Raw genomic sequence first — 24,121 nt, forward strand, 5'->3', positions numbered from 1 at the left:
CCTCGCACAGGAGATCAGCGGTCGAACACCGCCCATGCGCCCGGCTCGATCCACCACGAGCGTTTCCGGCTCAGCTCGCCGGCCACCCCATCGTCCAGGTACGGCAGGCTGCCGTCGCGGGGCGTGATGGCGACAGCTCGCCCGCGAGCCCGCCGTACCTCGATGCGTACCCGCTTTTTACCTAACCGTGATCGGGTGACAACCGGAACGGCCACAGCGACCTCGATTACGCCGTTGGCGGGGTCGGCCCCGGTCAGCAGGGGAACCGGGTCGAGCGTGGCGTAGCCGTTGCCGTTGCCGACCGCGCAGGCCATGATCGGGTCGTCGCCCTCGGAGAGAACGGCGTCGTCGACCTCGACCCGACCACGCCAGGGCAACGGTCGGCCGTCCTCGTCGGCGCCACCGAGCAGGGCGCCGTCGAGGGTGACCGAGCCACCGTCGTTGCGGAGCAGGTCGAGCCGGCGGACCCGGCCGTCGAGTACGGCGGCGGCCACCTCCGCCGGATCACGGGGCAGTCCCAACTGTCCGGCCAGATCGGCGTGATCGCTGCTCCGGGCCGGGTCGAGGGGGAGGATCGCGACCGGTGGAAGGTCGGGAACGGTTCGGTTGCCGGCGAGGTCGGCGGGACGCCGGCTGGGCGGCGGGGCGTACCGGCGGACCAGCCGACGCATCACGGCCCGTAACTGTCCGTCACTGGCGGTAGCAACCACGAGTCGGGTCTTGCTGTCGTCGTCCGGCCAGGTGAGCCCGTCCGGCCGGGCGGGACCGTCAAGTCTGGATAGCACCGCGTCGATTTCCTTGTCGGAGTTCGCGGTGACCGTTTCGACCCGTGCACCCCGGGTCGTGAGAGCATCTGCGCAGTTCAGCACGGGTACGCGCGGTGTCTCTGCGCATTTTTCGTCGCCCGGTCCGGGTGCGGATCCGCAGCAGGCACCACCGCTGGCACAGCCTGCCGAGTCATCGCGACCGGCTCCGAGGGTGAGCAGCACCACGTCGTACACGTAGGTGTCCTCCTGCCTCTCACACGGCCTCTGCCGGCCGGGTCGTCACTTCTTGTTAATCTGGGCCCTCGGGCTCGCCGCGCGGTCGCCACCTGGCACCCGGGCCCCGTGAAGGCGGGTAGAAGATGCCAGCGATCGTGCTCATCGGAGCGCAGTGGGGCGACGAGGGCAAGGGCAAGGTTACCGACCTCCTCGGCGGGCGGGTCGACTATGTCGTCCGCTACTCGGGCGGTAACAATGCCGGACACACCGTGATCACTCCGGATGGGCAGAAGTACGCGCTGCACCTGATGCCGTCAGGCGCGCTGTCGCCCACCGCGATGATCGTGATCGGAAATGGTGTGGTGGTTGACCCGAAGGTGCTGCTCACCGAGATCGACGGGCTTGCCGAGCGGGGCGTCGACGTGTCCCGGTTGCGGATCTCCGGCGACGCGCACCTGATCATGCCGCACCACCGGGCGCTGGACCGGGTGGTCGAGCGTTACCTCGGCTCGTCGCGGATCGGTACGACCGGGCGCGGCATCGGCCCGGCGTACGGCGACAAGGTCGCCCGGATGGGTATCCGGCTCCAGGACCTGCTCGACCCGGGCATTCTGCGCAAGAAGCTGGAACTGGCGCTGCGCGAGAAGAACCAGCTCCTGTTCAAGGTCTACAACCGCAAGGCGCTCGACGTCGATGCGGTGATCGAGGAATACCTCGAGTACGCGGAGCGGCTGCGCCCGTACATCGCCGAGACCCGGGCGATGCTCTGGGACGCGCTGGACCGGGGCGAGACCGTCCTGTTGGAAGGCGCCCAGGCGACCATGCTGGATATGGACCACGGCACGTACCCGTTCGTGACCTCGTCCAACCCGACCGCCGGTGGGGCATGCGTGGGAGCGGGCATCCCGCCGACCGCGATCACGCAGGTCATCGGGGTGAGCAAGGCGTACACCACGCGGGTGGGCTCCGGCCCGTTCCCGACCGAGCTGTTCGACGACAACGGTGCCCACCTGCGCAAGGTCGGCGCGGAGTACGGCACCACCACCGGCCGCGAGCGCCGATGTGGCTGGTTCGACGCGGTGGTGGCCAGGTACGCCTGCCGACTCAACGGGATCACCGACCTCGTGATCACCAAGCTCGACGTGCTGACCGGGCTGGAGAAGGTGCCGATCTGCGTCGGTTACGAGATCGACGGTGAGCGGTTCGACGACATGCCGATGACGCAGACCGCCTTCCACCACGCCAAGCCGATCTACGAGGAGATGGACGGCTGGTGGGAGGACATCACCAAGGCGCGTACCGAGGCTGAGCTGCCGGAGAACGCCCGCCGTTACATCGCCCGGATCGAGGAGATCTGCGGCACCCGGGTCAGCGTGGTCGGGGTCGGCCCGGGCCGGGACGAGAACGTCATCCGCCACCCCCTCCTCCCCTGACCCACCCCACCCCTGCCCCTGCCCCTGCCCCTGCCCCTATGCGTTGATCATGAAGTTGTTGTCGCAAAAACCGGCGTGTCGCGGTGACAACTTCATGATCAACCCGGGCGGGCAACGCGGGTGGGGCGTGGGAAAGTTATCCACAGGGGGCGTTCCGTTACCCGGGGTTATCCACAGGGGCTTGGATTGATCTTTGCGGGCCGCGACAGTGGCCTCCATGGATTCGATGACGCTGATTCGGAAGATTGCCGCTAGCCAGGACGGGACCGTCACGCTCACCCAGGCGAACGCGGCTGGTCTGACCGTTCACGAGGTGCACCGACTGTGCCGTTCCGGACGTTGGCGTCGCCTGGCCAGAGCCGGCTATCTCGTTGATGCCGACCGGTACGCGGAGATCCCGCGCCGGGTACGCATCCGGGCCGCCGTCGCGTCGTTCGGCCGGAGTGCGGCGGCGGTGCTGGACACTGCCGCAGAGCTGCACGGGATCGCGGGCACTCGGCGGACGGAGGCGATTCACGTCTCCCTGCCAGGTCCAGCCGTCCGGCCCAGCCGGGACACCGATCCAGCTGTGATCATCCATCAACTGACCATCGGTGCGGCGCAGCTCTGCGACGTGGCGGGTATCCCGGTCACTCGTCCGGTGCGTACGGTTGCCGACATCATCGTCCGCGCGGACCGTTTCACGGCCGTCTCGGTGCTCGACTCGGCGGTCAACCGCCAGGTTGTCACGGCAGAGGAGTTCGCGATGATTCCGGGGCTGATCCGTGGCCGACGTGGTGCCGTCGCCGCTCGCGGTTACCTTGCCGAGTGCGATGGACGCGCCCAGTCGCCGCTGGAGACAAGGTTGAGGCTGCGGTGTGTGGACGGCAGGGTGGCGCCTGACGTGTTGCAGCATGAGGTTCGCGACCGGGACGGCTGTCTGCTCGGCGTCGGTGATCTGGCCTGGCTGGCGGCACGCCTGATCGGGGAGGCGGATGGCCGGGAGGTGCACGGCACGCCTGAGGCCGTCTACCAGGACCGGTGGCGGCAGAACCGGATCGTCAATGCCGGTTGGCGGATTCTGCGGTTCACCTGGGACGACACGATGCGGCCGGACTACATCCCGTTCGTCGTCCGGAATGCGCTCGCTGCCTCCCCTCTACCGCGTTGATCATGAAGCTGTTGTCCGAAACCGGCCCGATTCTGGACAACAACTTCATGATCAACGGGGAGGGAGGGGGGGCGCGTAGGATCGGGCATCGTGCGCGTACTTCTCATCGGAAGCGGCGGGCGGGAGCATGCGCTCGCGCTCGGCCTGGCCGCTGATCCCTCGGTCCAGCAGCTCACCGCCGCCCCGGGCAACCCCGGCATCGCCACCGTCGCCGAGTTGCGCCAGGTGGACGCCGTCGACCCGGCCAGCGTCGCCGCGCTTGCGGTGGAGACCGGCGCCGACCTCGTGGTGATCGGCCCGGAGGCCCCGCTGGTGGCCGGGGTCGCCGACGCCGTACGCGCCAAGGGCATCGCCTGCTTCGGCCCGTCCGCCGCCGCCGCGCAACTGGAGGGCTCGAAGGCGTTCGCCAAGGAGATCATGACGGCGGCCGGGGTGCCGACCGCCCGCGCCCCCACCTGCGTGACCGCCGAAGAGGCGGAACACGCGCTGGACGACTTCGGTGCGCCGTACGTGGTCAAGGACGACGGGCTGGCCGCCGGAAAGGGCGTGGTGGTGACCGACGACCGGGCCGTCGCGCTGGCCCACGCGGCTGCCTGTGAGCGGGTGGTGGTCGAGGAGTACCTCGCCGGACCCGAGGTTTCGCTGTTCGTGGTCACCGACGGCGAGGCAGCGGTGCCGCTGCTCCCGGCACAGGACTTCAAGCGGATCGGCGACGGCGACACCGGCCCGAACACGGGTGGCATGGGGGCGTACGCGCCACTGCCCTGGGCGCCGGCCGGACTGGTCGACGAGGTCATGCGCGACGTGGTGCATCCGACGCTGGCCGAGATGCGTCGCCGGGGCACGCCCTTCGCCGGCCTGCTCTACGTCGGCTTGGCGATCACCGCCACCGGTCCGAAGGTGATCGAGTTCAACGCCCGGTTCGGCGACCCGGAGACCCAGGTCGTACTCGCCCTGCTGGAGACGCCGCTGGCCGGGCTGCTGCACGCCGCCGCGACCGGCACGCTCGGCCAGCAGCCACCGCTGCGCTGGCGGCCGGGTTCGGCGGTCACCGTCGTGGTCGCCGCCGCGGGCTACCCGGACGCGCCGCGCACCGGTGATGTGATCACCGGTGCGGACCAGCCCGGGATCATCCACGCCGGCACCCGTCGGGACGCCGACGGTACGTTGCGCTCCTCGGGCGGCCGGGTCCTCTGTGGTACGGCCATCGGCCCGGATCTCACCGCTGCGCGGGAAGCGGCGTACGCCCTGGTCGACGGGGTTGGCCTGGCCGAGTCCCAGCATCGGCGGGACATCGCCCTGGCGGCGGCGCAGGGACGGATCCAGCCCCCGACCGCCGGCTGATGGTCCAGGCCGGGGGCTGAGGGCTCAGGCCCGGTCGTCGGGGCGGTCCCGGCGGGCGGTGGAGATCCACTGCTCGCCGAGCGGGACCGGTCCCTCGTCCAGCGGGGCGGTGACCGGGGCCGGCGGATGGATGGGTGGCTCGTCCAGGGCCTGTAGCGACGGCAGGGGAATGGCCACCAGCGCGACGACGAGCAGCGCCACGGCCAGGACCAGGAAGGCCGGCCGTACGCCGAGCCACTCCACGAGTGGTCCGGCCAGCAGATATCCGGCTGGCCCGGCGGCGTACGCGGACGAGGTCATCACCCCTACGACGCGCCCGCGCAGGTGCTCCGGCGTACGGGTCTGCATCGCGTAGTTGGCCAGCGGGTTGATCGGGCCGTACATCAGCCCGGTCGCCGCGGCCAGGGCGATCATCGCCGGGTACGGCGGCAGCGCGGCCAGCCCGACCAGGGCGATGCCGGTGCCGACCAGGGCGATCACGAACGCGGTACGGCGACGGATCCGGTGTCCCAGGCCACCGAAGAGGAGCGCCCCGACGATTCCGCCGGCGCTCATCGCCATCACGATGGTGCCCAGTCGGGACGGCGCACCCTGGGCGACGAAGTACGCCGGCAGGATGACGCCCTCCGACGGTAGGTAGAGCGCCACGAGTGCCATGGTCAGCAGGGCGATGGTTCGCAGCAGGCGGTCCCGCCAGACGAAGGTCAGGCCCTCGACGGTGCCGTGCCAGATGCCCGCTGGCCGGGTCTCGGGCCGTCCCGCCCCGGGCAGCCGTACTGCCGCGATCAGCAGCATGGAGAGTACGAAGCCGGCGGCGGTCACCCAGAGGGTGCGTTCCGGGCCGAAGGCGGCGATGAGTACGCCACCGACGCCGGGGCCGACGAGGAAGGCGACACCCCACATCGCCTCGTGGACGCTGTTGGCCCGGTCGATCCGCCAGCGTGCCGCCGCGGCGGCGGCCGGCAGCATGGTCTCCCGTGCGGTGAGCCCGGCCGGGTCGAAGACCGCGCCGAGCACGGCCAGTACGACGATGGCGGCGATGTTCAGCCCGAGGGTGGCGTCCAGGATCGGGATCGCCGCGACCGAGGCGGCCGACAGGGCGTCGGAGACGATCGAGGTCCGCCGCCGACCGAGCAGGTCGACCACGGTCCCGGAGAGCAGACTGGAGACCAGCAGTGGCAGGGCGGTGGCCGCCGCGACGATACCGGCGGCGGTCGGGCTGCCGGTGCGTTCCAGGACCAGCCAGGGCAGCGCGACGGTGGCCACCCCGTTTCCGGTGCCGGAGAGCAGCGTCGCCGCCTCGACCAGCAGGAGCGGGCCCAGGCGGCGGGCGGGCGGTCCAGGGGTCGCCGGCGGCCGGCGGCTGGCCATCGGGCATCTCTCCTTCGACTTGTCGGCCACGGGGACGGACTTCTCGTCCACCGGGACCCGGCTCAGCAGCGGACGGGCGCGATTGACAGAGCATGTCATGATCGCCGTGCCGATGCGGATGAGAAACGGTTTCACCTGCTCCGAGTGGGTGCGCCGGGGGCGGGTAGCTGGGAGGGCGACGGTTCGATGGGTGGGTTCGCCAGCGCGGTGCTCGACTTCCCGACCGTCGTCTTCACGTTCCTGCTGGTGGTCGTCATCGGCTATTGGCTGCTCGTGCTGGTCGGCGTGGTCGACCTCGACGGTGACGCCGAAGCCGGCGGATCGGTGAACCTTCTGGCCGGGCTCGGGCTCGGCGGGCTTCCGGCCACAGTGGTCCTGTCACTTCTGATCGCGGTGGCGTGGTTCGTCAGCCTCGTCGGCACCGTGCTGCTCGACATACTCCTCGGGCTGACCGGACTCGTCCTGGTCGTGCTCTCGGTTTTCGTGCTGGTGGTGGCGCTGGTCTGCGCCTGGTCGGTCACCCGGTTGCTGGTGATACCGCTGCGCCACCTGTTCCCGTCCAGCGCGGGCCCTTCCCGTACCGCCTTTGTCGGCAGGTTCTGTGTCATCCGTACCGGTCGGGTGACGGTCGACTTCGGCCAGGCCGAGGTGACGGCGGAGGACGGGTCGTCCGCTGTCGTCCAGGTGCGGCAGACCGGCGACGAATCCCTTGGTGCTGGCAGCACCGCCCTCATCTACGACTACGACGCTGACGGCGAGTTCTTCTGGGTCACGGCCATCGACGCCGAACTCCGCCCGGGCCACTCGCCCCATCGACCGAAGGAAATTTGATGGAAGTAATCACCACCGGGCTCGGCGTTCTGTTGGGTGTCATCCTTCTTGTCGTCATCTGCATCATGTTCATCGTCAGCCGACTGTTCCGGAAGGTGGAGCAGGGCAAGGCCCTGATCATCTCCAAGGTCCGGCGGGTCGACGTGACGTTCACCGGCGCGGTGGTCCTGCCGGTGCTGCACAAGGCCGAGATCATGGACATCTCGGTGAAGACCATCGACATCGAGCGGACCGGCAACGAGGGCCTGATCTGCCGGGACAACATCCGGGCCGACATCCGGATCACCTTCTTCGTGCGGGTCAACAAGACCACCGAGGACGTGGTCAAGGTGGCTCAGGCGATCGGTACGGCCCGGGCCAGTGACCGGGAGACCCTGCAGGAGCTGTTCAACGCGAAGTTCTCCGAGGCGCTGAAGACGGTCGGTAAGCAGCTGGACTTCGTCGACCTCTACACCAAGCGGGACGAGTTCCGCGACCGGATCATCCAGGTCATCGGCACCGACCTCAACGGTTACAGCCTTGAGGACGCCGCCATCGACTTCCTGGAGCAGACCCCGCTGGCCCAGCTCGACGCCGCCAACATCCTGGACGCGCAGGGCATTCGCAAGATCACTGAGCTGACCGCGATCGAGCACGTCCGTACCAACGAGTTCCAGCGCAACGAACAGAAGGAGATCACCCGCCAGAACGTCGACGCCCGGGAGGCCATCCTGGAGCTGGAACGCCGGCAGGCCGACGCCGAGATCAAGCAGCGCCGCGAGATCGAGACGATGCGGGCCAGGGAAGAAGCGGAGATTTCCCGGGTACGGGCCGAGGAGCGGCTCAAGGCCGAGTCGGCCGGTATCCGTACCGACGAGCAGCTCGGCGTCCAGCAGGAGAACCTGGCCCGGGAGATCGCCGTCGCGGAGAAGAACCGGGAACGGGTCATCGCGATCGAGACCGAGCGGATCGAGAAGGACCGGCTGCTGGAGGTCATCGCCCGGCAGCGGGAGACCGAACTCTCCACCATCGCCAAGGACAAGGAGGTGGAGGCGGAGAAGCGGTCCATCGCCGAGGTGGTCCGGGAGCGGATCGCGGTGGAGAAGACGGTCGCCGAGCAGGAGGAGAACATCAAGCGCCTGCGGGTGGTCGAGGAGGCCGAGCGGACCCGGCAGGCGGTGGTGATCCAGGCCGAGGCGGAGGCGCAGGAGAACCTGGTCAAGGACATCAAGGCCGCCGAGGCGGCCGAGCAGGCGGCCAAGCACCGGGCCCGGGAGCAGATGGTGCTGGCCGAGGCCCGCCAGCAGGCGGCCGAGTTGGAGACCCGGGCGAAGATCCGGCTGGCCGAGGGCCTACAGGCCGAGGCGGCTGCCGCAGGCCTGGCCGAGGTGCAGGTACGCGAGCGGGGTGCCGAGGCGATCGAGCGGGTCGGCCGGGCCGAGGCGATCGTCGAGCGGGAGAAGGCGCTGGCGGTGGCCGAGGCGGTACGGGAGAAGCTCAAGGGCGAGGCCGAGGGTCTGACCGAGAAGGCAGCCGCGATGGCGGCCCTCGACGACGCGACCCGTGACCACGAGGAGTACCGCCTGCGGTTGGAGGCGGAGAAGGAGATCCGCCTGGCCGGCATCGACGTGCAGCGGCAGGTCGCCGAGGCGCAGGCCAAGGTGGTGGCGGCCGGCCTGGAGAAGGCCAACATCGACATCGTCGGTGGCGACACGGTCTTCTTCGACCGGCTGATGGGCTCGATCACGCTCGGCAAGAGCGTCGACGGTTTCGTCCAGCACTCCGACGTCGCCCAGACCCTGGCGCGGCCGTGGCTGGACGGATCCTCGAACTTCACCGACGACCTGGGCAAACTGCTCGGCGCGCTGAACACCGCCGACGTGCAGAACCTCACCGTCTCCGCGTTCCTGATGCAGCAGATCAAGGCCGGTGGGTCGAACGCGGACAAGCTGCGGGAGCTGCTGACCGCCGCGCAGCGCCTCGGTGTGGCGGAGGCGCCGGTGGCCGCCCTCACCGGCGCGAAGAAGTGACGCCCGGGTGGCTGAGTTCGTGACCGGGTCCACCACCGTCGAATCGGGCGACCAGAACCGGACCGCCGACCAGGCGGGGATGGACGCCGGCACCTACGACGTACTCCGGAACCGGCTGGCGGAACGCGCCACGGAGCTGGCCCGCCGGGCCGAGCAGCTCAACGCCCGACGGCTGGACGTCTTCGGCGGCACCGAGCTGCGGCTGCTCGGCACCGAGCGGATCCGTACGCAGCACAACTGCGTACCCCGCGACATCGTGTCGGTCGGCGGGCTGATGCTGTTCGGCTACAACGTGTTCATCGGGCTGAAGCCCGAGACGACGGTGGACGACGTCTTCTCGCTGCACCGGTTCACCCGCGAGGCGGCCCCGGACACCGGCGGCGGGGAGGTCTTCCGGTTCGCCGAGGTGGACCCGGTCGAGCTTCCCGAACTGCTACGTGACCAGCAGTTCGAGCGCGACTTCGGCGAACTCTACCGGTACTACCGGGAGACCCGGCTGCTGCAACTACGGCGGACCGACGGCCGGCTGCTGGCCATCTTCCAGACCGGTCCGCGTACCGAGGACATCCGGGTCCTGCGCTGGCGGGTCGACGCCGACGGGACGATCGGCTACCTCGACAACCGGGGCGAGCGCGACCACGTGTTCCCGCCCGCGCACGACTTCGAGTGGATCGAGACCACTCGTGAGGACCACGTGCTCGGTCGGCACCCGCACATCTCGATCCGGGGCGAGGTGTTCGTCGAGACGGTCGGCGGCAACCTCACCGTGAAGATCGAGAACAACACGGAGACCGGCGAGGGCATCTACGGCGAGCCGGTGGACGAGCCGCTACAGAGCCTGGCCGACGCCGACATCCACTACGCCGTCGTCGGTCCGCTGATCCTGCTCCGGATCCGGCCGTACAAGGAGACCGAGTGGCGGCACCTGGTCTTCAACACGACCACCAAGACGGTCGTACGTCTGGACGGCATCGGACAGGCCTGTCAGCGGTTGCCGGAGGACCACGGGATCATCTTCCCCGGGGGCTACTACCTGGCCACCGGGGTCAGCCGGACCTTCGACACGGTGGTCGACGACCTCGAGTTCGAGCGGGTCATCCGGTCCACCAACGGGGAGGACGTGCTCTACGTCTTCCATGCCCGCAAGGACGGTCGCAGCCTGCTGCTGCCGTACAACGTGATCCGTAAGGAGGTCGCCACCCCGGTTCCCTGCCACGGCTACTCGCTCTTCGACGACGGCACGCTGGTGGTGTTCCGGGCGACCTCCGAGGAGCCGACCCGGGTCCACCCGATGCAGATCTGGCAGACCCCGTACCTGTCCGACACCTACTCCGCCGCCCAGCCGGTCGGCAGTGGTCCGTTGGAGCGGGTCGGTAACGCAGACCTGGTACGCGGCATCTCGGACTGCCTGTCGGTGGCCCGGATGGTGGGCGAGATGACCCCGGCGGTCGGGGTGTTCGAGGCACTGATCGCCGGGTGCACCCGGGCCTTCGACCACTACCACTGGCTCGGCGACCCGGAACTGGACGACCTGGGCGGGCCGCTGGCCGAGGTCCGGGCGATCGCGCAGCAGGTCCTGGACGAGTTCGAGAAGGTCCAGTCGCTCACCGCACAGGCAGCGGCGACCCTGGAGGAAACCGCCGCCCGGATCGCCTCCCTGGTCCGCCGGGTACGCGGCGAAGCGCCGCTGACCGCCGACGACTGGGTACGCCAACTCGCCGGGCTGCGTCAGGCGCAGGGCCAGTTGGTGACCCTGCGTGAGCTGCGGTACGTCGACGCGGCCCGGATCGACCGGCTGGCCGCCGAACTGGCCGAGGAGTTGACCGCCGCCGCCCAGCGTGCGGTCCGGTTCCTCCAGCAGGAGGACGCCTTCGCCGACTACCACGTCGAGGTCGACCGGTTGGCCACGGCCGCCGGCGCGATCAGCACCGTGGCCGAGGCCGGGCCGGTCCGGGACCGGCTGGCCGAACAGGCCGAAGGGCTACAGATCGTCACCGAGGTGGTGGGCAGCCTCGACATCGCCGACGCGACCGTACGGACCGGCATCCTGGAGCAGGTCGCCGAGGTGCTGGGCGGGGTCAACCGGGTCCGGGCCACGTTGGACGGCCGTCGGGCGCAACTGCTGGCGGCAGAGGGGCGGGCCGGCTTCGCCGCCGAGTTCGCCCTGCTCGGGCAGGCGGTCACGGGTGCGCTGGCGGTGAGCGACACCGCCGAGAAGTGCGACGAGCAGCTGGGCCGGCTGCTGCTCCAGGTGGAGAACCTGGAGTCCCGCTTCGGCGAGTTCGACGACTTCCTCGCCGAGTTGGCGACCAGACGTACCGACATCTACGAGGCGTTCTCGTCGCGCAAGCAGGCACTGCTCGACGAGCGGGCGCGCCGGGCCGACCGGCTGGTGTCCTCGGCCGAGCGGATCCTGGTCAGCGTACGGCGTCGGGTCGGCGGGCTGCGTTCCCTCGACGAGGTGAACACCTACTTCGCCTCCGACCCGATGGTCACCAAGCTGCGCGGGGTGGCCGACGAGCTGCGTACCCTGGGCGACCAGGTGCGGGCCGACGAGCTGGAGGGGCAGGTCAAGGCCGCTCGCCAGGAGGCCGGCCGGACGCTGCGTGACCGGATCGACCTCTACCGCGACGGTGGTGACACGATCCGGTTGGGCCGGCACGCCTTCGCCGTCAACACCCAGTCGATCGACGTGACCCTGGTTCCGCACGACGGGCGGATGATGGTCGCCATCACCGGCACCGACTACCGCGCACCGGTACGGGACGAGGCGTTCGAGCAGACCCGGGCGTTCTGGGACCAGTTGCTGGTCTCCGAGTCCGCCGAGGTGTCCCGGGCGGAGTACCTGGCCACGTCGATCCTGGCCGAGGCGGAAGCCGGCACGTCGGGACTGACCCTCGACCTGCTGCACGAGACGGCGGTCGGCCCGGCCGGGTTGCGCGACCTGGTCCGCCGCGCGGCGGAGGGGCGGTACGACGAGGGCTACGAGCGGGGTGTGCACGATCACGACGCGGCCCTGATCCTCGATGCCCTGCTGCGTCTGCACACCGCGGCCGGGCTGCTGCGTTATCCGCCCGGGGCGCGGGCCGCCGCCCAGCTCTTCTGGGCGTACGGCACCGGGGACACGGCCCGGGCCGGGTGGTCGAGACGGGCCGCTTCCCTGGGCCGGGCCCGTGCCCGGTTCGGCCGTACGGCCGCCGTCGGTGAACTGTGCGCGGAACTGGCCGACGCGGCTACCGCGTACCTGCGCGAGGTCGGCCTCGACGACCAGTTGACCGCCGTCGACCTGGCCGGGGAGTACCTGTTCGAGGAGCTGGCGCGGGAATCGTCGGCCGGCATGGCTGCCGGGACGCCACGCGGGTTCGTGACCGGGGCCGGGGCGCGGACGCTGCTCGACCGGTTCCGTCGGACGCTGGGCGGGCCGCAGTCCAGGTCGACCAAGGAGTTCGACGACGACCTGCGGGCGCTCGGTGACGACCTTGCCGCCCGGCACCAGTTGGTCGTCGCCTGGCTGGAGGCCTACCTGGGCACCGTCCCGGCCGGCGCTGCCGCCGACCCGGGAGCCGGTGTCGCTGCTGATCCGGGAGCTGGCGTCGCCGCCGATCCGGGCGGTCTCTCCGCGTACGACCTGCCGGAGGCGGTCGCCATCGAGCTGTGCGGTGCCAGCCTGCCCCGGTACGAGTCGGCAGCCAACCTGTCGACGGAGGTGGGTGGGCTGTTGGCCACCCATCGGCGCATCGTCGGGTCGAACCTGACGCTGCGACTCGACGAGACCCTGGCCCGGACCCGACGGTTCCGCAACGAGCAGGTGCCGGCCTACCGGGCCTACCAGCAGCGCCGTAACGAACTGGTGGCCCGCGAACGGCAGCGGTTGCGGCTGGAGGAGCACCAGCCGAAGGTGATGAGCGCCTTCGTCCGTAACCGGCTGCTGGACGAGGTCTACCTGCCGTTGATCGGTGACAACCTGGCCCGGCAACTCGGCGCGGTGGGTGACGGCAAGCGGGTGGACCAGATGGGTCTGCTCCTGCTGATCTCGCCACCCGGCTACGGCAAGACGACCCTGATGGAGTACGTCGCCAGCCGGCTCGGCCTGGTGTTCGTCAAGGTCAACGGTCCGGCACTGGGCTCGGCCGTCACCTCGCTGGATCCGGCCGAGGCGCCCAACGCGACCGCCCGCCAGGAGGTCGAGAAGATCTCGTTCGCGCTGGAGGCGGGCAGCAACGTGCTGCTCTACCTGGACGACATCCAGCACACCTCGCCCGAGCTGTTGCAGAAGTTCATCTCGCTGTGCGACGGGCAGCGTCGGATGGAGGGGGTGTGGGACGGCCGCACCCGCACGTACGACCTGCGGGGCAAGCGGTTCGCCGTGTGCATGGCCGGCAACCCGTACACCGAGTCGGGGCAGCGCTTCCGGGTGCCGGACATGCTGGCCAACCGGGCCGACGTGTGGAATCTCGGTGACGTGCTCGCCGGGCGGGACGAGATCTTCGCGTTGAGCTACGTCGAGAACGCGCTCACCGCCAACCAGGTGCTGGCCCCGCTGTCCACGAGGGAACGCGGCGACGTGGAGCTGCTGGTCCGGCTGGCCCGGGGCGACGAGACGGTACGGGCGGACCAGTTGAGTCACCCGTACTCGCCGGTCGAGTTGGAGCAGATCGTCTCCGTACTGCGCAAGCTGCTGCGGGTCCAGCAGGTGGTGCTGACCAACAACCAGGCGTACATCGCGTCGGCCGCGCAGTCGGACGCGTCCCGTACCGAACCGCCGTTCCAGTTGCAGGGCTCCTACCGGAACATGAACAAGCTGGCGGAGCGGATCGTCCCGGTGATGAACGACGAGGAACTCGAGATGGTGATCGACGACCACTACCGGGGCGAGGCGCAGACCCTGGCCTCGGGGGCCGAGGCGAACCTGCTCAAGCTGGCTGAGTTGCGTGGCCGGCTCACCGCCGAGCAGGCCCGCAGGTGGGCCGAGGTGAAGGCCGGTTACCTGCGGGCCCGGGCGCTCGGCGGGGACCGGGACGATCCGGTGAGTCGTGCGGTCGGGGCACTCGGCCTGTTGGCCGACCGGGTCGGCGACGTGGAGTCGGCGATCCAGCAGGTGGGTGCCGGGGTACGCCGGGTCGAGGTGGGCGGAGCGGCCGGGTGAACCCGCATGCCCGGGTCAGGTCAGTGATCGGAGGGCCTCGGGCCGGTACGGGATGAGTTCGTCGTTCCGGCCGGAGCGGATCTTCTCCAGCCAGGCGGGATCGGTCAGGAGGGTACGTCCGGCTGCCACGAGGTCCGCCTCCTGGCGTTCCAGCAGGTCCACCACCGCCTGTAGGCCGGTGTTGTCCGCGTGCCGGAACTCCAGGAACTCCGTGCCGTCGAGCCCCACCGAGCCGACGGCGATCGTCGGGCGGCCGGAGAGCTTTCGGGTCCACCCGGCCAGGGTCAGTGGCGAGCCGGCGAATGCGGGCAGCCAGAACCGACGCGTCGAGCAGTGGAACGCGTCGACCCCGGCGGCCACCAGTGGGGCGAGGAATGCCGCCAGATCGGCTGGGGTTTCGACCAGCCGGGCCGCGTAGTCGCTGATCTTCCATTGCGAGAAGCGCAGGATGATCGGGTAGTCCGGTGCCACCACGCTTCGGCAGGCTGCCACGATGTCGGCGGCGAACCGGGTTCGGGCGACGAGATCCCCGCCGTAGCGGTCGGTACGCCGGTTGGTCCGTTCCCAGAAAAACTGGTCGATCAGGTAGCCGTGTCCGGCGTGCAGTTCGATGCCGTCGAAGCCGAGACGTTGGGCGTCGGCGGCGGCCCGGGCGAATGCCGCGATCACCTGCTCGATCTCTGTTTCGGTCATCGGCTCGGCAACCGGTTCACCGGTGAGGGACAGCCCCGACGGACCGATCGGCGGGACGCCCGGGTTGGGTTGGTCGTCGACCGTGCGATCGGTCCCGACGTGCCACAGTTGCGAGGCGATGCGTCCGCCAGCAGCGTGTACCGCCGAAACCACGTCAGCCCAGCCGGACAATGGCGCGGCACCGAACAGGCGTGGCACCCGGGGACTGCTGGCCGACGCCGGATGGTCGACCACCGTCCCCTCGGTGATGATCAGCCCGATGCCGTGCGCGGCCCGGCGGGCGTAGTACGCGGCGACGTCCGGGCCGGGTACGCCGTCCGGCGAGTAGTTGCGGGTCATCGGGGCCATCACCACCCGATTCGGTACGGTGAGCCGGCCGATCGTGAACGGGCGGAACAACGCCTCGACGGCGTTCGGGACGAGAGTGTTTCCGGACACTGGGATGACTTCTTTCACGCCACGTACGGGGTGGTGGCCTTCGCTTCGCGTAGCGCATGGCCCCACCAGGTGAGCTGGTCGAGGAGGGTTTTGGCGGCTGCGCCGCACTCGTCCGGCTGCCGGGGCGTCCCGTCGGCGTCGAACTGCTGCCACGCGTTCTGGAAGCTGACCGTGTCCCGGATGGTCACCGCATGCAGTTCGGCGAAGACCGGGCGCAGTGCCTCGACGGCCCGCAGGCCGCCACTGACGCCGCCATAGGAGACGAAGGCGACCGGCTTCGCGTGCCACTGCCGGTGGTGCCAGTCGATGGCGTTCTTCAACGATGCCGGGAAGCTGTGGTTGTACTCCGGGGTCACCACGACGAACGCGTCGGCGGCGGACAGCCGGGGAGACAGGTCCTGGAGGGCCCGAACGGCTTCCGGTGCCGCCTCGGCCCCGAATGCTGGCAGCACCATGGGGAGTGCGGACTCGGCCAGGTCGACGACGTCGACGATCAGGTCGGTGCGTTCGCGGGCCAGGCGGACGAACCAGTTCCCTACGGTCGGGCCGAACCGGCCCTCCCGGACGCTGCCGATCAACACGGCGAGTTGCAGAGGCTGACGAGACATGGTGATCCTCCGGAGCCGGCGGGCGTAGATCGTGGCCAGGCGTTCGGCCACCCCCTCGAAGGATCGAACCTGAACAAATGTTGAGGTCAAGTTACGCTGGTCAGCGTGCCCCCATCACCGGCGACCATCGAACTGTTGACCATCGGGGAACTGTCCGCCCGGAGCGGCGTTCCGCACTCGGCCCTACGGTTCTACGAGCGGCAGGGACTCGTCCACAGCCAGCGGACCACGGGGAACCAGCGTCGCTACCACCGCAGCACGCTGCGCCGGATCGCGTTCATCCGTGCTTCGCAGAACACGGGGATACCCCTGGCGGTGATCGGTGAGGTGCTGGCGCTGTTGCCCGCCGACGTGGCTCCGACCAAGGAGTTCTGGGACCGAGCCTCGGAGTGCTGGAGCAGGGAGATCAACGATCGCATCGCCCGGCTGGAGCGGATGCGCGACCGCTTCACCCGGTGCATCGGCTGCGGATGCCTGTCGTTCGACGAGTGTGCCCTGGTCAATCCGGGTGACCAACTCGCCGATCAGGGCCCGGGGCCGCATCGGCTGCTCGGGCCCTGATCCCTGCCGACTAGCGGGCGATGGCCCGGGAGATGACCAGGCGTTGGATCTCCGAGGTGCCCTCGAAGATGGTGTAGATCTTGGAGTCCCGGTACCAGCGTTCGACCGGGTGCTCCCGGAGGAAGCCGGCCCCGCCGAGGATCTGGACCGCCTTCTCGGTGACCGCCACGGCCACCTCACCGGCCTTGAGCTTGGCCATCGAGCCTTCGCCGGCCAGGAACGGGCGGTTGTTCCGGCCCATCCAGGCGGCCCGCCAGACGAGCAGTCGGGCGGCGTCGATCTCCATCTTCATGTCGGACAACGCGAAGGCGATGGCCTGGTTCTCGATGATCGGCCGCCCGAACTGGACCCGCTCCTTGGCGTACGCCAGGGCGTACTCGTACGCGGCGCGGGCGACGCCGAGCGCCTGCGCGCCGACGGTCGGGCGGGACAGTTCGAATGTCCGCATGGCGGCCTGGCTGGCGGTGCGTTGCCCGGACCGGGCCCGGTCCAGCCGTTCCTGTAGCTTCTCGGGGCCACCGAGCAGGCAGCGTCCCGGTACGCGTACGTCGTCGAGGAAGATGTCGGCGGTGTGCGAGGCGCGTAGGCCGAGTTTGGCGAGTTTCCGCGTCGAGGCGAGGCCGGGCGTGTCGGGTGGTACGACGAACGCGGCCTGCCCCCGGGAGCCGAGTGTCGGGTCGACCGCCGCGGTGACCACGTGCACGTTGGCGATACCGCCGTTGGTGGCGTACGCCTTCTGCCCGGTCAGCACCCACTCGTCGGTGGCCGCGTCGTAGACCGCCCGGGTGCGCATGGCGGCCACGTCGGAGCCGGCTTCCGGTTCGGTGGTGCAGAACGCGGCCACGGCCGGCTCGTCGACGGTGCCGAAGCACTGCGGCACCCATTCGATCAGTTGTTCCGGCGTGCCGCTGCCGTAGATGGCGGCTACGGCCAGGGAGGTGCCGAAGATGCTCAGGCCGATGCCGGCGTCGCCCCAGAAGAGCTCCTCGCTGGCGATCGGCAGGGACAGGCCGGTCGGGTCGGCCCAGCAGGTTGCCAGGAACTCGAAGCCGTATAGCCCGACCTTGGCCGCTTCCTGGATCACCGGCCAGGGGGTTTCCTCCCGGGCGTCCCACTCGGCGGCGGCCGGGCGCACGACCTCGCTGGCGAAGCCGTGCACCCAGTCGCGTAGATCCCGCTGTTCCTCGTTCAGATCGAGCGAGAACTCGGCCATCTCAGGCCTTGGGGATGTCGAACAGGTTGGCGATGTTGGCGGCCAGGCCCAGGTCACCCTTTGCCTTCAGCTTGCCGGTCATGAACATCATGACCGGGTTGGCGCCACCGGAGACGATCTTGAGGAACTCGACCGGGCCCATGGTGAGGGCCAGCTTCGGCTCGCGCTCCGGGCTGGCCGGCACGGTGCAGGTGCCGTTCTCGATGACGACCTCGTAGGTGTCGGAGCCCCCGTCGGCGCGGCCGGTGATGATCCAGTGGATGACGGCGTTGGTGGAGCCGGCCCGGTCGGCGCGGAACAGTGACGGCATCCGGCCGAAGACCTCGTCGAGGATCTTGCCGCGCAGGTCGCTCTGCATCACCTGGGCGATCTTGTCGTCCGGGGTGGATTTGACGAGCTGGGCGAACTGCTTGGGGTCGACCGAGGAGAAGTTGGCCGGGTCGAAGTCAGTCATTGAAGTCGCACCTTCCGGGACAAGATTAGTTACTACAGCGTAACCCTACGGGCGAGTAGGTAAGCTGACAAGGTGTCCACCACACCCACCTTCAAGCGGCTGCCGCGCGCCGTACGGGAACAACAGATGCTCGACGCGGCCGTCAAGGTGTTCTCCCGGCGTGGCTTCCATGCCGCCAGCATGGACGAGATTGCCGAGGATGCGGGGATTTCCAAGCCGATGGTCTACGCGTACCTAGGCACCAAGGAGGAACTCTTCGTCGCCTGCCTCCACCGCGAGGGCACCCGGATGATGGAGGCGATCGCTGGTGTGATCAATCCCGAAATGCCCGCTGACCAGCGGCTCTGGCACGGGCTGAGGGCGTTCTTCCGGTTCGTGGCGGCGCACCGCGACGGTTGGGTGGTGCTCTACCGTCAGGCCCGGGGTGAGCAGCCGTTCGCCGGCGAGTTGGCTGTGATGCGCGCCCGGATGGTCGAGGTGGTCGCCGGCATGCTCGACCGGGCACTGCGGGCGGACGGCCGCGAGGTCCGCGAGATCGATCTGGAGATCCAGGCGTACGCCCTGGTCGGCGCGAGTGAGTCGCTGGCCGACTGGCTGGCGGACCGCCCTGACGCGGACCCGGACCAGTTGGCCGCCCGGATGGTCAACATTGCCTGGCTGGGGGCCGGTCAGTTGCTGAGCGGCGAGGTGTGGCGTCGCCCCACCGAAGGCTAGGCCGGGGTGGTGCGTCGCCGGCTGCGCCACTTCGCGGCGTACGGCAGCGCGAACAGGTACAGGCCGGAGAACAGGAGCAGGGCGAGCGGGAGCAGCGGCAGGTAGGACATCCAGAGGGCGGGCTCCTTCTGGGCCAGGGCGACGAACGCGATGACGACGGTCACCGTGAAGGTGATGGAGAGCCAGCGGTGGATTTGCCGTACCCACTTGTTCCAGTTCAATGGGACCTCCTCGTCAGTGAGAAACCCCGACCCGCAGCGACCTGTCGGGTGGGATGTCGATGACGGTCACGCTAGCTGCGGTCCGATGACCGGTGCTTCTCGATTCCTGATCGGTCTGGTCGGCCGATCTGCCTTGCGTGGCGACGTCTCGGCAGCGTGCTGGCGGTGACGTGCCGCCTGGTGCGATCCCGGCCCTGCCGGCCCGTCGACTTCACCGGGACTGGCTGACCGGCACCGTCCCGAGCGGCACCGTCCCGACCGGCACCGGCGAGTCGGCCGGGGCCGGGTCCAGCAGTGGCCCTCTCACCGACTTGTCCTCGGCCGTGGGGCCGTGGGAGGTGAGCACCACCGGGCAGGCCAGCTCGTCCTCGACCGTGGCGACCCAGTCGCGGGGTGGTTCGTCGTACCCGGGTCGGGAGCGCAGCAGTCGACCGGTCAGCGCGGCCTGCCGGTCCAGGTCCCCGACCGGACCCGGTGCGAGCCGGTCCGTCCAGTCGTAGCGGCGACAGATCCGTAGCTGCGGACCGGCCAGGTCCAGGTGCGTCAGCGCCAGTCCGTCCACACCGCCGGCCACCTCCAGCGCGTACCGGTGGGCCACCGCGTCGAAGTGCCCGAACCGGAACCGGCCCTGCCACGGGTTGGTCGGGTTGCGCGGGTCGGCGAACGGCAGGGTCGGGTCCTCGGTCACCAGTGGCCCGGGACCGTGCCGGGTGGTGGCGGTACGCAGCACGCCGAGTCGGGTCGCCGTACCCGACATGCCGGCCTCCGCCAGCAGCCGCTCGGCGTTGGTGAACGTCGTCGTGCTCCACGTGGTGTACGGGTGGAAGCCGTGCCACTCGTCCAGCAGCACGCCCTGGGCGCCCTCGAAGACACAGGTCCCGGACCGCAGCAGCGTCGTCAGGTGATTGCCATCCACTATGGACACGCGCTCGGCGAAGGCGGTGAAGGCGGTGACACAGTCGTCCACCGGTGGGGCGTCCAGCGGGCCGAGTTCGGCGGTGAGCCGGTCACGCAGCGCGGCCAGCCGCTGGCGCAGCACGGCAGGCGTGACGCAGTCGCCCACCCGGGGTGCCTCGCCGGGGTACGCGAGGTCGTACGCCATCGTCTCGCCCACCCCCATGCCGCAGGAGCCGTGCCGGTCGGCTCCCCGGGCGACCTCGCGGGCCCGGTTCGCGGCCCGGTGGTACGGCGTGGTCAGCAGCGCCGCCCCGTCCACGGTGAGCCGGTCGAGCGCGTCCGGCACCCCGACGGCGGCGAGGTGGTCGGCCTCGACGGCCAGCGCCAGCGGGTCGACCACCATGAACCGGGACAGGTGGGTTCGCACACCGGGTCGGAACGTGCCCGCTCCGAACTGCGCGAAGGTGTGCCAGCGGCCGTCGGGCAGGACGACGTTGTGCGCCGCCTGCCCGCCCCCGTTGAAGCGGACCACCGCGTGGACCGGCCGTGTCGCACACAGCCAGTCCACGACGGTGCCCTTGCCGGCGTCCCCGTACCCGAGGTCGACCACGATCACATGGCTCACAGCCGGGTGATCCGATCCGCGTCGGCCCGGACGGCGGGCAGCGGTGACACCGTGGTCGCCCGCCGGTTGGTACCCACCCGGGCGAGTGCCTTCGACACCGTCCTGGTGGTGGCCGAGCCCGCCTCGTCGAGGTCGTGCAGGCCGGTGTCGAGGTCGACGGCACCCTCGGCGAGGCCGATGGTGAGCGCGATCGTCTCGCAGACCGCGTTCAGGTCGTCCAGTTCGAGGACGTTCTGACCGAGCAGGTCCCGCCAGAAGTCCAGCACCCGCGCGTCCCCGGCGTACCCGGTTCCGGCCGGCAGCAGGTAGTAGGTGTCGTACCTACGGGTCACCTCGTGGATCAGGTGGGCCAGCGGAACGGCCTCGGTCAACTCGTCGCCGATCAGCCTGCTCACCTCGCGCGGCTTGACCTCCGGGTAGGCCAGTTCGTCGCCGATGATGAACAGGTAGCCGCGGTGTCCCCGCCGCTCGAAACAGTCGATCGAGGTGTGCCGGGCCATGAAGTACAGGGCCAGCTCGTACGACTCGGTCATCTGCCCGCCGCCGCCGCCCTCCAGCACGATCCGGCCGAGGTCGTCGTCCATCCGGTTGTCGGACTCGAACTGCCCGACCTGGAGCGGTACCCGGTCGCAGGTGGCGTCGCCGATCGCGCCGAACATGATCTGCGGATCGCGGGCGTACCCCTTGCGTTGCAGCAGGCCGAGCAGTTGCGGGAGCTTGGTCTGGAGCACCCGGGGTATGCGACGCATCGAGCCGGTGACGTCGAAGAGGACGGCGATCGCCAACGACTCGGGGTGTTCGGCCGAGTCACGGCTCTCCCGTGCCGCGCCGGACGGGTCGAGCGCCGGGTGGACCGTACGCGCCCCGCTGTCGCTGTAGGCGAAGGCGCTGGTGCCGGTCGACCGCCGATAGCGGTCGGCCGCGTCGTACACGTCGGTGGACCAGGTTCCACTACCCATGTCAGCCTCCAGGTCGGGTTGGGAAGGATCGAATCCAGCGGACTCGAAGTCAGTGGGACGAGTCGGTGGTCAGGGAGAAGGGACGGAAGACGCGCGGTCCGTACAGGCGCTCGAGCACGTCGTCCAGCTCGCCGAGCAGCCGCCAGGCGTCGTCGGGTCGGGCGCGCAGCGCCCGTTGGGTGCAGCCGTCGGCGAAGGCCCGCAGCGCCCGAGGGATGCGGTCGCCCATCAGGTACGTCATGCAGCGCGTCGCCATGGCGATGTCGGTGCCCGGACCGGGCCGGTGTCGCGCCGGCACCTCGGGCGGGTACCAGTCGGCGTACGCCGGTACCAGCGCCGGGACGGTGTCCTCGCCGATCACCGAGTAGCACCAGTCGACGAGCACCACACCGTGCTCGGTGGGCTCGATGAGTACGTGGTCGGGCAGCACCGCGCCGTGCACCACGCCGGCCCGGTGAGCGAGACCGAGCGCGACCAGCAGCCGCCGCCACATCCAGGCCGCGTCCCGGGGGTCGAGTCCGTTCGGGTAGGCCCGGTGGACCTCGGCGAGGCTGTGCAGGTCGGGCGCGGTGGCGACCACGTTGATCACGCGTCGGGCGGCGGTCGCCGGGTCCCGGTGCCGGAACGTCTCGACCAGCCGGGGCACGTACGGCAGATAGCGGGGGTCGCCCCGCTCGGCCAGCGTGCGCAGGGCGGTGGCCTCGCGTTCCATCAGGTCGTTGTTGGTCGGGTCGCGGGGGAGTTTGAGCCAGCGGCCCGACCCGACGTCGTACAGGTCGGTCAGGTCGCCGACGTGTACGACGGCACCGAGGCGGTACGTCCCGACGATGGTGACCGCGTGCCGGGCCCGCCAGCGGGTGGTGACCCGGATGAACGCTTCGGTGGCGGCGGCCCGGTCGGCTGCGGTGGCGGTGCCGAGCCGATCCGGGTGCAGGGCGGTGACCAGCCGGCGGTACTGGCGGTCCGGCGCGACGCCGCCGAACAGTTCCTCGTCGGTGCGGGCCGTCGTGACGTGGCGTAGCGCCTCGACGAGGTTCACCGGATCGTCTCCTCCCGCGCCGGGCGCAGCAGCGCCGGATGCAGGAGTCGGGCGTCGCCGGCCCGGTAGAGCCGGGCCCGGGGGCCGCCGCGCGCCCCACCGCGTTCGGTGGTCACGCCGGTGCTCTCCACGAAGCCGGGCACCGAGAGCACCTTCCGGTGGAAGTTGCCGGCGTGCAGCGCATGCCCCCACACCGTCTCGTAGACGGCCCGCAGCTCACCGATGGTGAACTCGTCACCGAGGAAACGGGTGGCCAACGGGGTGTACTCCAGCTTGGACCGGGCCCGCTCCAGGCCGTCGGCGACGATTCGCTCATGGTCGAAGGCGAGTTGCCGGGTGGGCAGGTCGGCCACGGGTAGCCAGGCCGCGTCCTCGGCGTCGGTGCCGGCGGCGGGATCGGGCAGGTCGGGTGCGAACGCGAGATGGGCGACCGACACCACCCGCATCCGTGGGTCGCGGTCAGGTGCGCTGTAACTGGCCAACTGCTCCAGGTGTACGCGTCGCAGCCGCTCGCCGCCGAGCCCGGTCTCCTCGGCCAACTCGCGCCGTGCGCAGGCGGCCAGGTCCTCGTCCGGCCGTACGAAGCCGCCGGGCAGCGCCCAGAAACCCGAGTACGGCGGTTCGGCGCGACGGATCAGTAGCAGGTGCAGCGCGTCGTCACGGATGGTCAGCGCGACCACGTCGGCGGTCACCGCGACCGGGGGAAACGCCTGTGGGTCGTACGCGGCGAGGAAGTCCTCTTCGGTCACAGCGCCAGTTCTCCTCGTTCTGAGAAAATCTCAAGAAGAGAATAACTGGTGATCGTTTCGGCCACCAGTCCCCGGTACGGTCGACTACCTCGTGAACGGAGACCTCGGAAGCTGCGGCAGGGGTGGCCGATCACCCGCCTCGTCGATGACGGTGATCTGCCACCGGACGACCGGGGCTGCCAGCATCCGGCCGGCGTACCAGCCGAGGGTGCCGGCGGCGATGAGGATCGCCCCGGAGAGGTAGTAGACGGTCAGGTCGCCGAGGTCGACGGTATGGGCGACCCGGTTCAAGATGATCAGCAGCCCATCCCGATCCAGACAGTGCGGACCGCGGACCTCATACCGTCCGAAGTGTGTCAATGCAACCCCCAGGCTGGCACCGGTGCCAGCCTGGGGAAACGCATCCTCAGCGAGGCAGTGGTTCGAGCGCCTCGCCGGCCGACTCTGCTCGCCAGCCGCCAGGGGCCCGTGCCCCGGCACGAGGATGTCGAACACCTCGGACCGCATGCGTGAGCAGACCGAGGGCGGCGCATCCGGGTCGACGGTGCCGCTCCGCCAGCCCTGCCACATTCCGAAGGCCGCGACGATCAGGGCACCGGCGGTCAGCACGGCCAGCCGGGTCCTGCTCTCCGTTCCCATGTCGCCAGTGTCGGAGAGGAAGGCAAGTGTCGATGGAGGGCCGG

20 protein-coding genes are annotated in these 24,121 nt (G+C 70.0%); 8 read left to right on the forward strand and 12 right to left on the reverse strand.

The features are described 5' to 3' along the window. Positions 1 to 14: 14 nt before the first annotated feature. Complete coding sequence (locus ACFQ4H_RS13390) at positions 15 to 1,001, reverse strand: diacylglycerol kinase family protein (protein WP_377570609.1); 987 nt, start codon at positions 999 to 1,001, stop codon at positions 15 to 17. A 125-nt stretch (positions 1,002 to 1,126) separates the two neighbouring features. On the opposite strand from ACFQ4H_RS13390, the gene ACFQ4H_RS13395 reads away from it, so the two are divergent. The 3 genes from ACFQ4H_RS13395 (at position 1,127) to purD (ending at position 4,910) form a co-directional block, all read left to right on the forward strand. Further along, positions 1,127 to 2,416: an adenylosuccinate synthase gene (locus tag ACFQ4H_RS13395; RefSeq protein WP_377570611.1), complete on the forward strand. Its 1,290-nt coding sequence runs from the start codon at positions 1,127 to 1,129 to the stop codon at positions 2,414 to 2,416. A 226-nt stretch (positions 2,417 to 2,642) separates the two neighbouring features. Continuing rightward, positions 2,643 to 3,566 (forward strand): type IV toxin-antitoxin system AbiEi family antitoxin domain-containing protein, encoded by a 924-nt coding sequence (locus tag ACFQ4H_RS13400; RefSeq protein ID WP_377570614.1) that lies wholly within the window; start codon positions 2,643 to 2,645, stop codon positions 3,564 to 3,566. A 90-nt stretch (positions 3,567 to 3,656) separates the two neighbouring features. Beyond that, positions 3,657 to 4,910 (forward strand): phosphoribosylamine--glycine ligase, encoded by a 1,254-nt coding sequence (gene purD, locus ACFQ4H_RS13405; protein ID WP_377570616.1) that lies wholly within the window; start codon positions 3,657 to 3,659, stop codon positions 4,908 to 4,910. Positions 4,911 to 4,934: 24 nt separating this feature from the next. Here purD and ACFQ4H_RS13410 read toward each other — a convergent pair whose 3' ends face one another. Then, on the reverse strand, positions 4,935 to 6,281 hold the full coding sequence (locus tag ACFQ4H_RS13410; RefSeq protein WP_377570619.1) for an MFS transporter: 1,347 nt from the start codon (positions 6,279 to 6,281) through the stop codon (positions 4,935 to 4,937). A gap of 144 nt (positions 6,282 to 6,425) precedes the next feature. Between ACFQ4H_RS13410 and ACFQ4H_RS13415 the strand changes: the two genes are divergently transcribed. From ACFQ4H_RS13415 to ACFQ4H_RS13425, 3 genes are read left to right on the forward strand one after another with little or no spacing between them, the layout of a single operon-like run. Beyond that, the gene (locus ACFQ4H_RS13415) at positions 6,426 to 7,112 is read left to right on the forward strand and encodes a hypothetical protein (RefSeq protein WP_377570622.1); all 687 of its coding nucleotides are present in this window, start codon (positions 6,426 to 6,428) and stop codon (positions 7,110 to 7,112) included. Continuing rightward, positions 7,112 to 9,121 (forward strand): flotillin family protein, encoded by a 2,010-nt coding sequence (locus ACFQ4H_RS13420; protein WP_377570624.1) that lies wholly within the window; start codon positions 7,112 to 7,114, stop codon positions 9,119 to 9,121. Before ACFQ4H_RS13415 ends, ACFQ4H_RS13420 begins: the two co-directional genes overlap by 1 nt. Positions 9,122 to 9,128: 7 nt before the next feature. Continuing rightward, complete coding sequence (locus ACFQ4H_RS13425) at positions 9,129 to 14,267, forward strand: DNA repair ATPase (protein ID WP_377570627.1); 5,139 nt, start codon at positions 9,129 to 9,131, stop codon at positions 14,265 to 14,267. Between the two features lie 15 nt (positions 14,268 to 14,282). On the opposite strand, the gene ACFQ4H_RS13430 is transcribed toward ACFQ4H_RS13425, so the two are convergent. Further along, a complete protein-coding gene (locus tag ACFQ4H_RS13430) occupies positions 14,283 to 15,398 on the reverse strand; it encodes an NADH:flavin oxidoreductase (protein WP_377570629.1) in 1,116 nt (371 codons plus the stop codon). 14 nt (positions 15,399 to 15,412) lie between these two features. Then, complete coding sequence (locus ACFQ4H_RS13435; RefSeq protein WP_377570631.1) at positions 15,413 to 16,006, reverse strand: NADPH-dependent FMN reductase; 594 nt, start codon at positions 16,004 to 16,006, stop codon at positions 15,413 to 15,415. A gap of 105 nt (positions 16,007 to 16,111) precedes the next feature. On the opposite strand from ACFQ4H_RS13435, the gene soxR reads away from it, so the two are divergent. Then, positions 16,112 to 16,567 carry a redox-sensitive transcriptional activator SoxR gene (gene soxR, locus ACFQ4H_RS13440; RefSeq protein WP_377570633.1) on the forward strand — a complete coding sequence of 152 codons (456 nt, stop codon included), beginning with the start codon at positions 16,112 to 16,114 and terminating at the stop codon, positions 16,565 to 16,567. Between the two features lie 10 nt (positions 16,568 to 16,577). On the opposite strand, the gene ACFQ4H_RS13445 is transcribed toward soxR, so the two are convergent. Together ACFQ4H_RS13445 and ACFQ4H_RS13450 are read right to left on the reverse strand one after the other, a co-directional pair. Beyond that, positions 16,578 to 17,780, reverse strand: a complete 1,203-nt coding sequence (locus ACFQ4H_RS13445) for an acyl-CoA dehydrogenase family protein (RefSeq protein WP_377570635.1) — start codon at positions 17,778 to 17,780, stop codon at positions 16,578 to 16,580. A gap of 1 nt (position 17,781) precedes the next feature. Next, positions 17,782 to 18,234 (reverse strand): SCP2 sterol-binding domain-containing protein, encoded by a 453-nt coding sequence (locus ACFQ4H_RS13450; RefSeq protein ID WP_377570638.1) that lies wholly within the window; start codon positions 18,232 to 18,234, stop codon positions 17,782 to 17,784. A 72-nt stretch (positions 18,235 to 18,306) separates the two neighbouring features. Here ACFQ4H_RS13450 and ACFQ4H_RS13455 point away from each other — a divergent pair, with 72 nt between their 5' ends. Beyond that, positions 18,307 to 18,948 (forward strand): TetR/AcrR family transcriptional regulator, encoded by a 642-nt coding sequence (locus ACFQ4H_RS13455; RefSeq protein ID WP_377570640.1) that lies wholly within the window; start codon positions 18,307 to 18,309, stop codon positions 18,946 to 18,948. Here ACFQ4H_RS13455 and ACFQ4H_RS13460 read toward each other — a convergent pair. From ACFQ4H_RS13460 to ACFQ4H_RS13485, 6 genes are all read right to left on the reverse strand, one after another. Next, positions 18,945 to 19,169, reverse strand: a complete 225-nt coding sequence (locus tag ACFQ4H_RS13460) for a hypothetical protein (RefSeq protein ID WP_377570642.1) — start codon at positions 19,167 to 19,169, stop codon at positions 18,945 to 18,947. The genes ACFQ4H_RS13455 and ACFQ4H_RS13460 overlap by 4 nt on opposite strands. A gap of 211 nt (positions 19,170 to 19,380) precedes the next feature. Next, the gene (locus ACFQ4H_RS13465; protein ID WP_377570644.1) at positions 19,381 to 20,691 is read right to left on the reverse strand and encodes an adenylosuccinate synthetase; all 1,311 of its coding nucleotides are present in this window, start codon (positions 20,689 to 20,691) and stop codon (positions 19,381 to 19,383) included. Next, the gene (locus ACFQ4H_RS13470; protein WP_377570646.1) at positions 20,688 to 21,650 is read right to left on the reverse strand and encodes a hypothetical protein; all 963 of its coding nucleotides are present in this window, start codon (positions 21,648 to 21,650) and stop codon (positions 20,688 to 20,690) included. Before ACFQ4H_RS13470 ends, ACFQ4H_RS13465 begins: the two co-directional genes overlap by 4 nt. A 49-nt stretch (positions 21,651 to 21,699) precedes the next feature. Then, positions 21,700 to 22,689: a serine/threonine protein kinase gene (locus ACFQ4H_RS13475; protein ID WP_377570648.1), complete on the reverse strand. Its 990-nt coding sequence runs from the start codon at positions 22,687 to 22,689 to the stop codon at positions 21,700 to 21,702. After that, positions 22,686 to 23,438 (reverse strand): NUDIX hydrolase, encoded by a 753-nt coding sequence (locus tag ACFQ4H_RS13480; RefSeq protein ID WP_377570650.1) that lies wholly within the window; start codon positions 23,436 to 23,438, stop codon positions 22,686 to 22,688. The genes ACFQ4H_RS13475 and ACFQ4H_RS13480 overlap by 4 nt, the downstream gene beginning before the upstream one ends. An 84-nt stretch (positions 23,439 to 23,522) precedes the next feature. After that, positions 23,523 to 24,077 (reverse strand): hypothetical protein, encoded by a 555-nt coding sequence (locus tag ACFQ4H_RS13485; RefSeq protein ID WP_377570652.1) that lies wholly within the window; start codon positions 24,075 to 24,077, stop codon positions 23,523 to 23,525. Between the last annotated feature and the right edge of the window lie 44 nt (positions 24,078 to 24,121).

The sequence above is a fragment of the Micromonospora sonneratiae genome, from assembly GCF_042679305.1.
GTDB classification, from domain to species: Bacteria; Actinomycetota; Actinomycetes; order Mycobacteriales; family Micromonosporaceae; genus Micromonospora_H; species Micromonospora_H sonneratiae.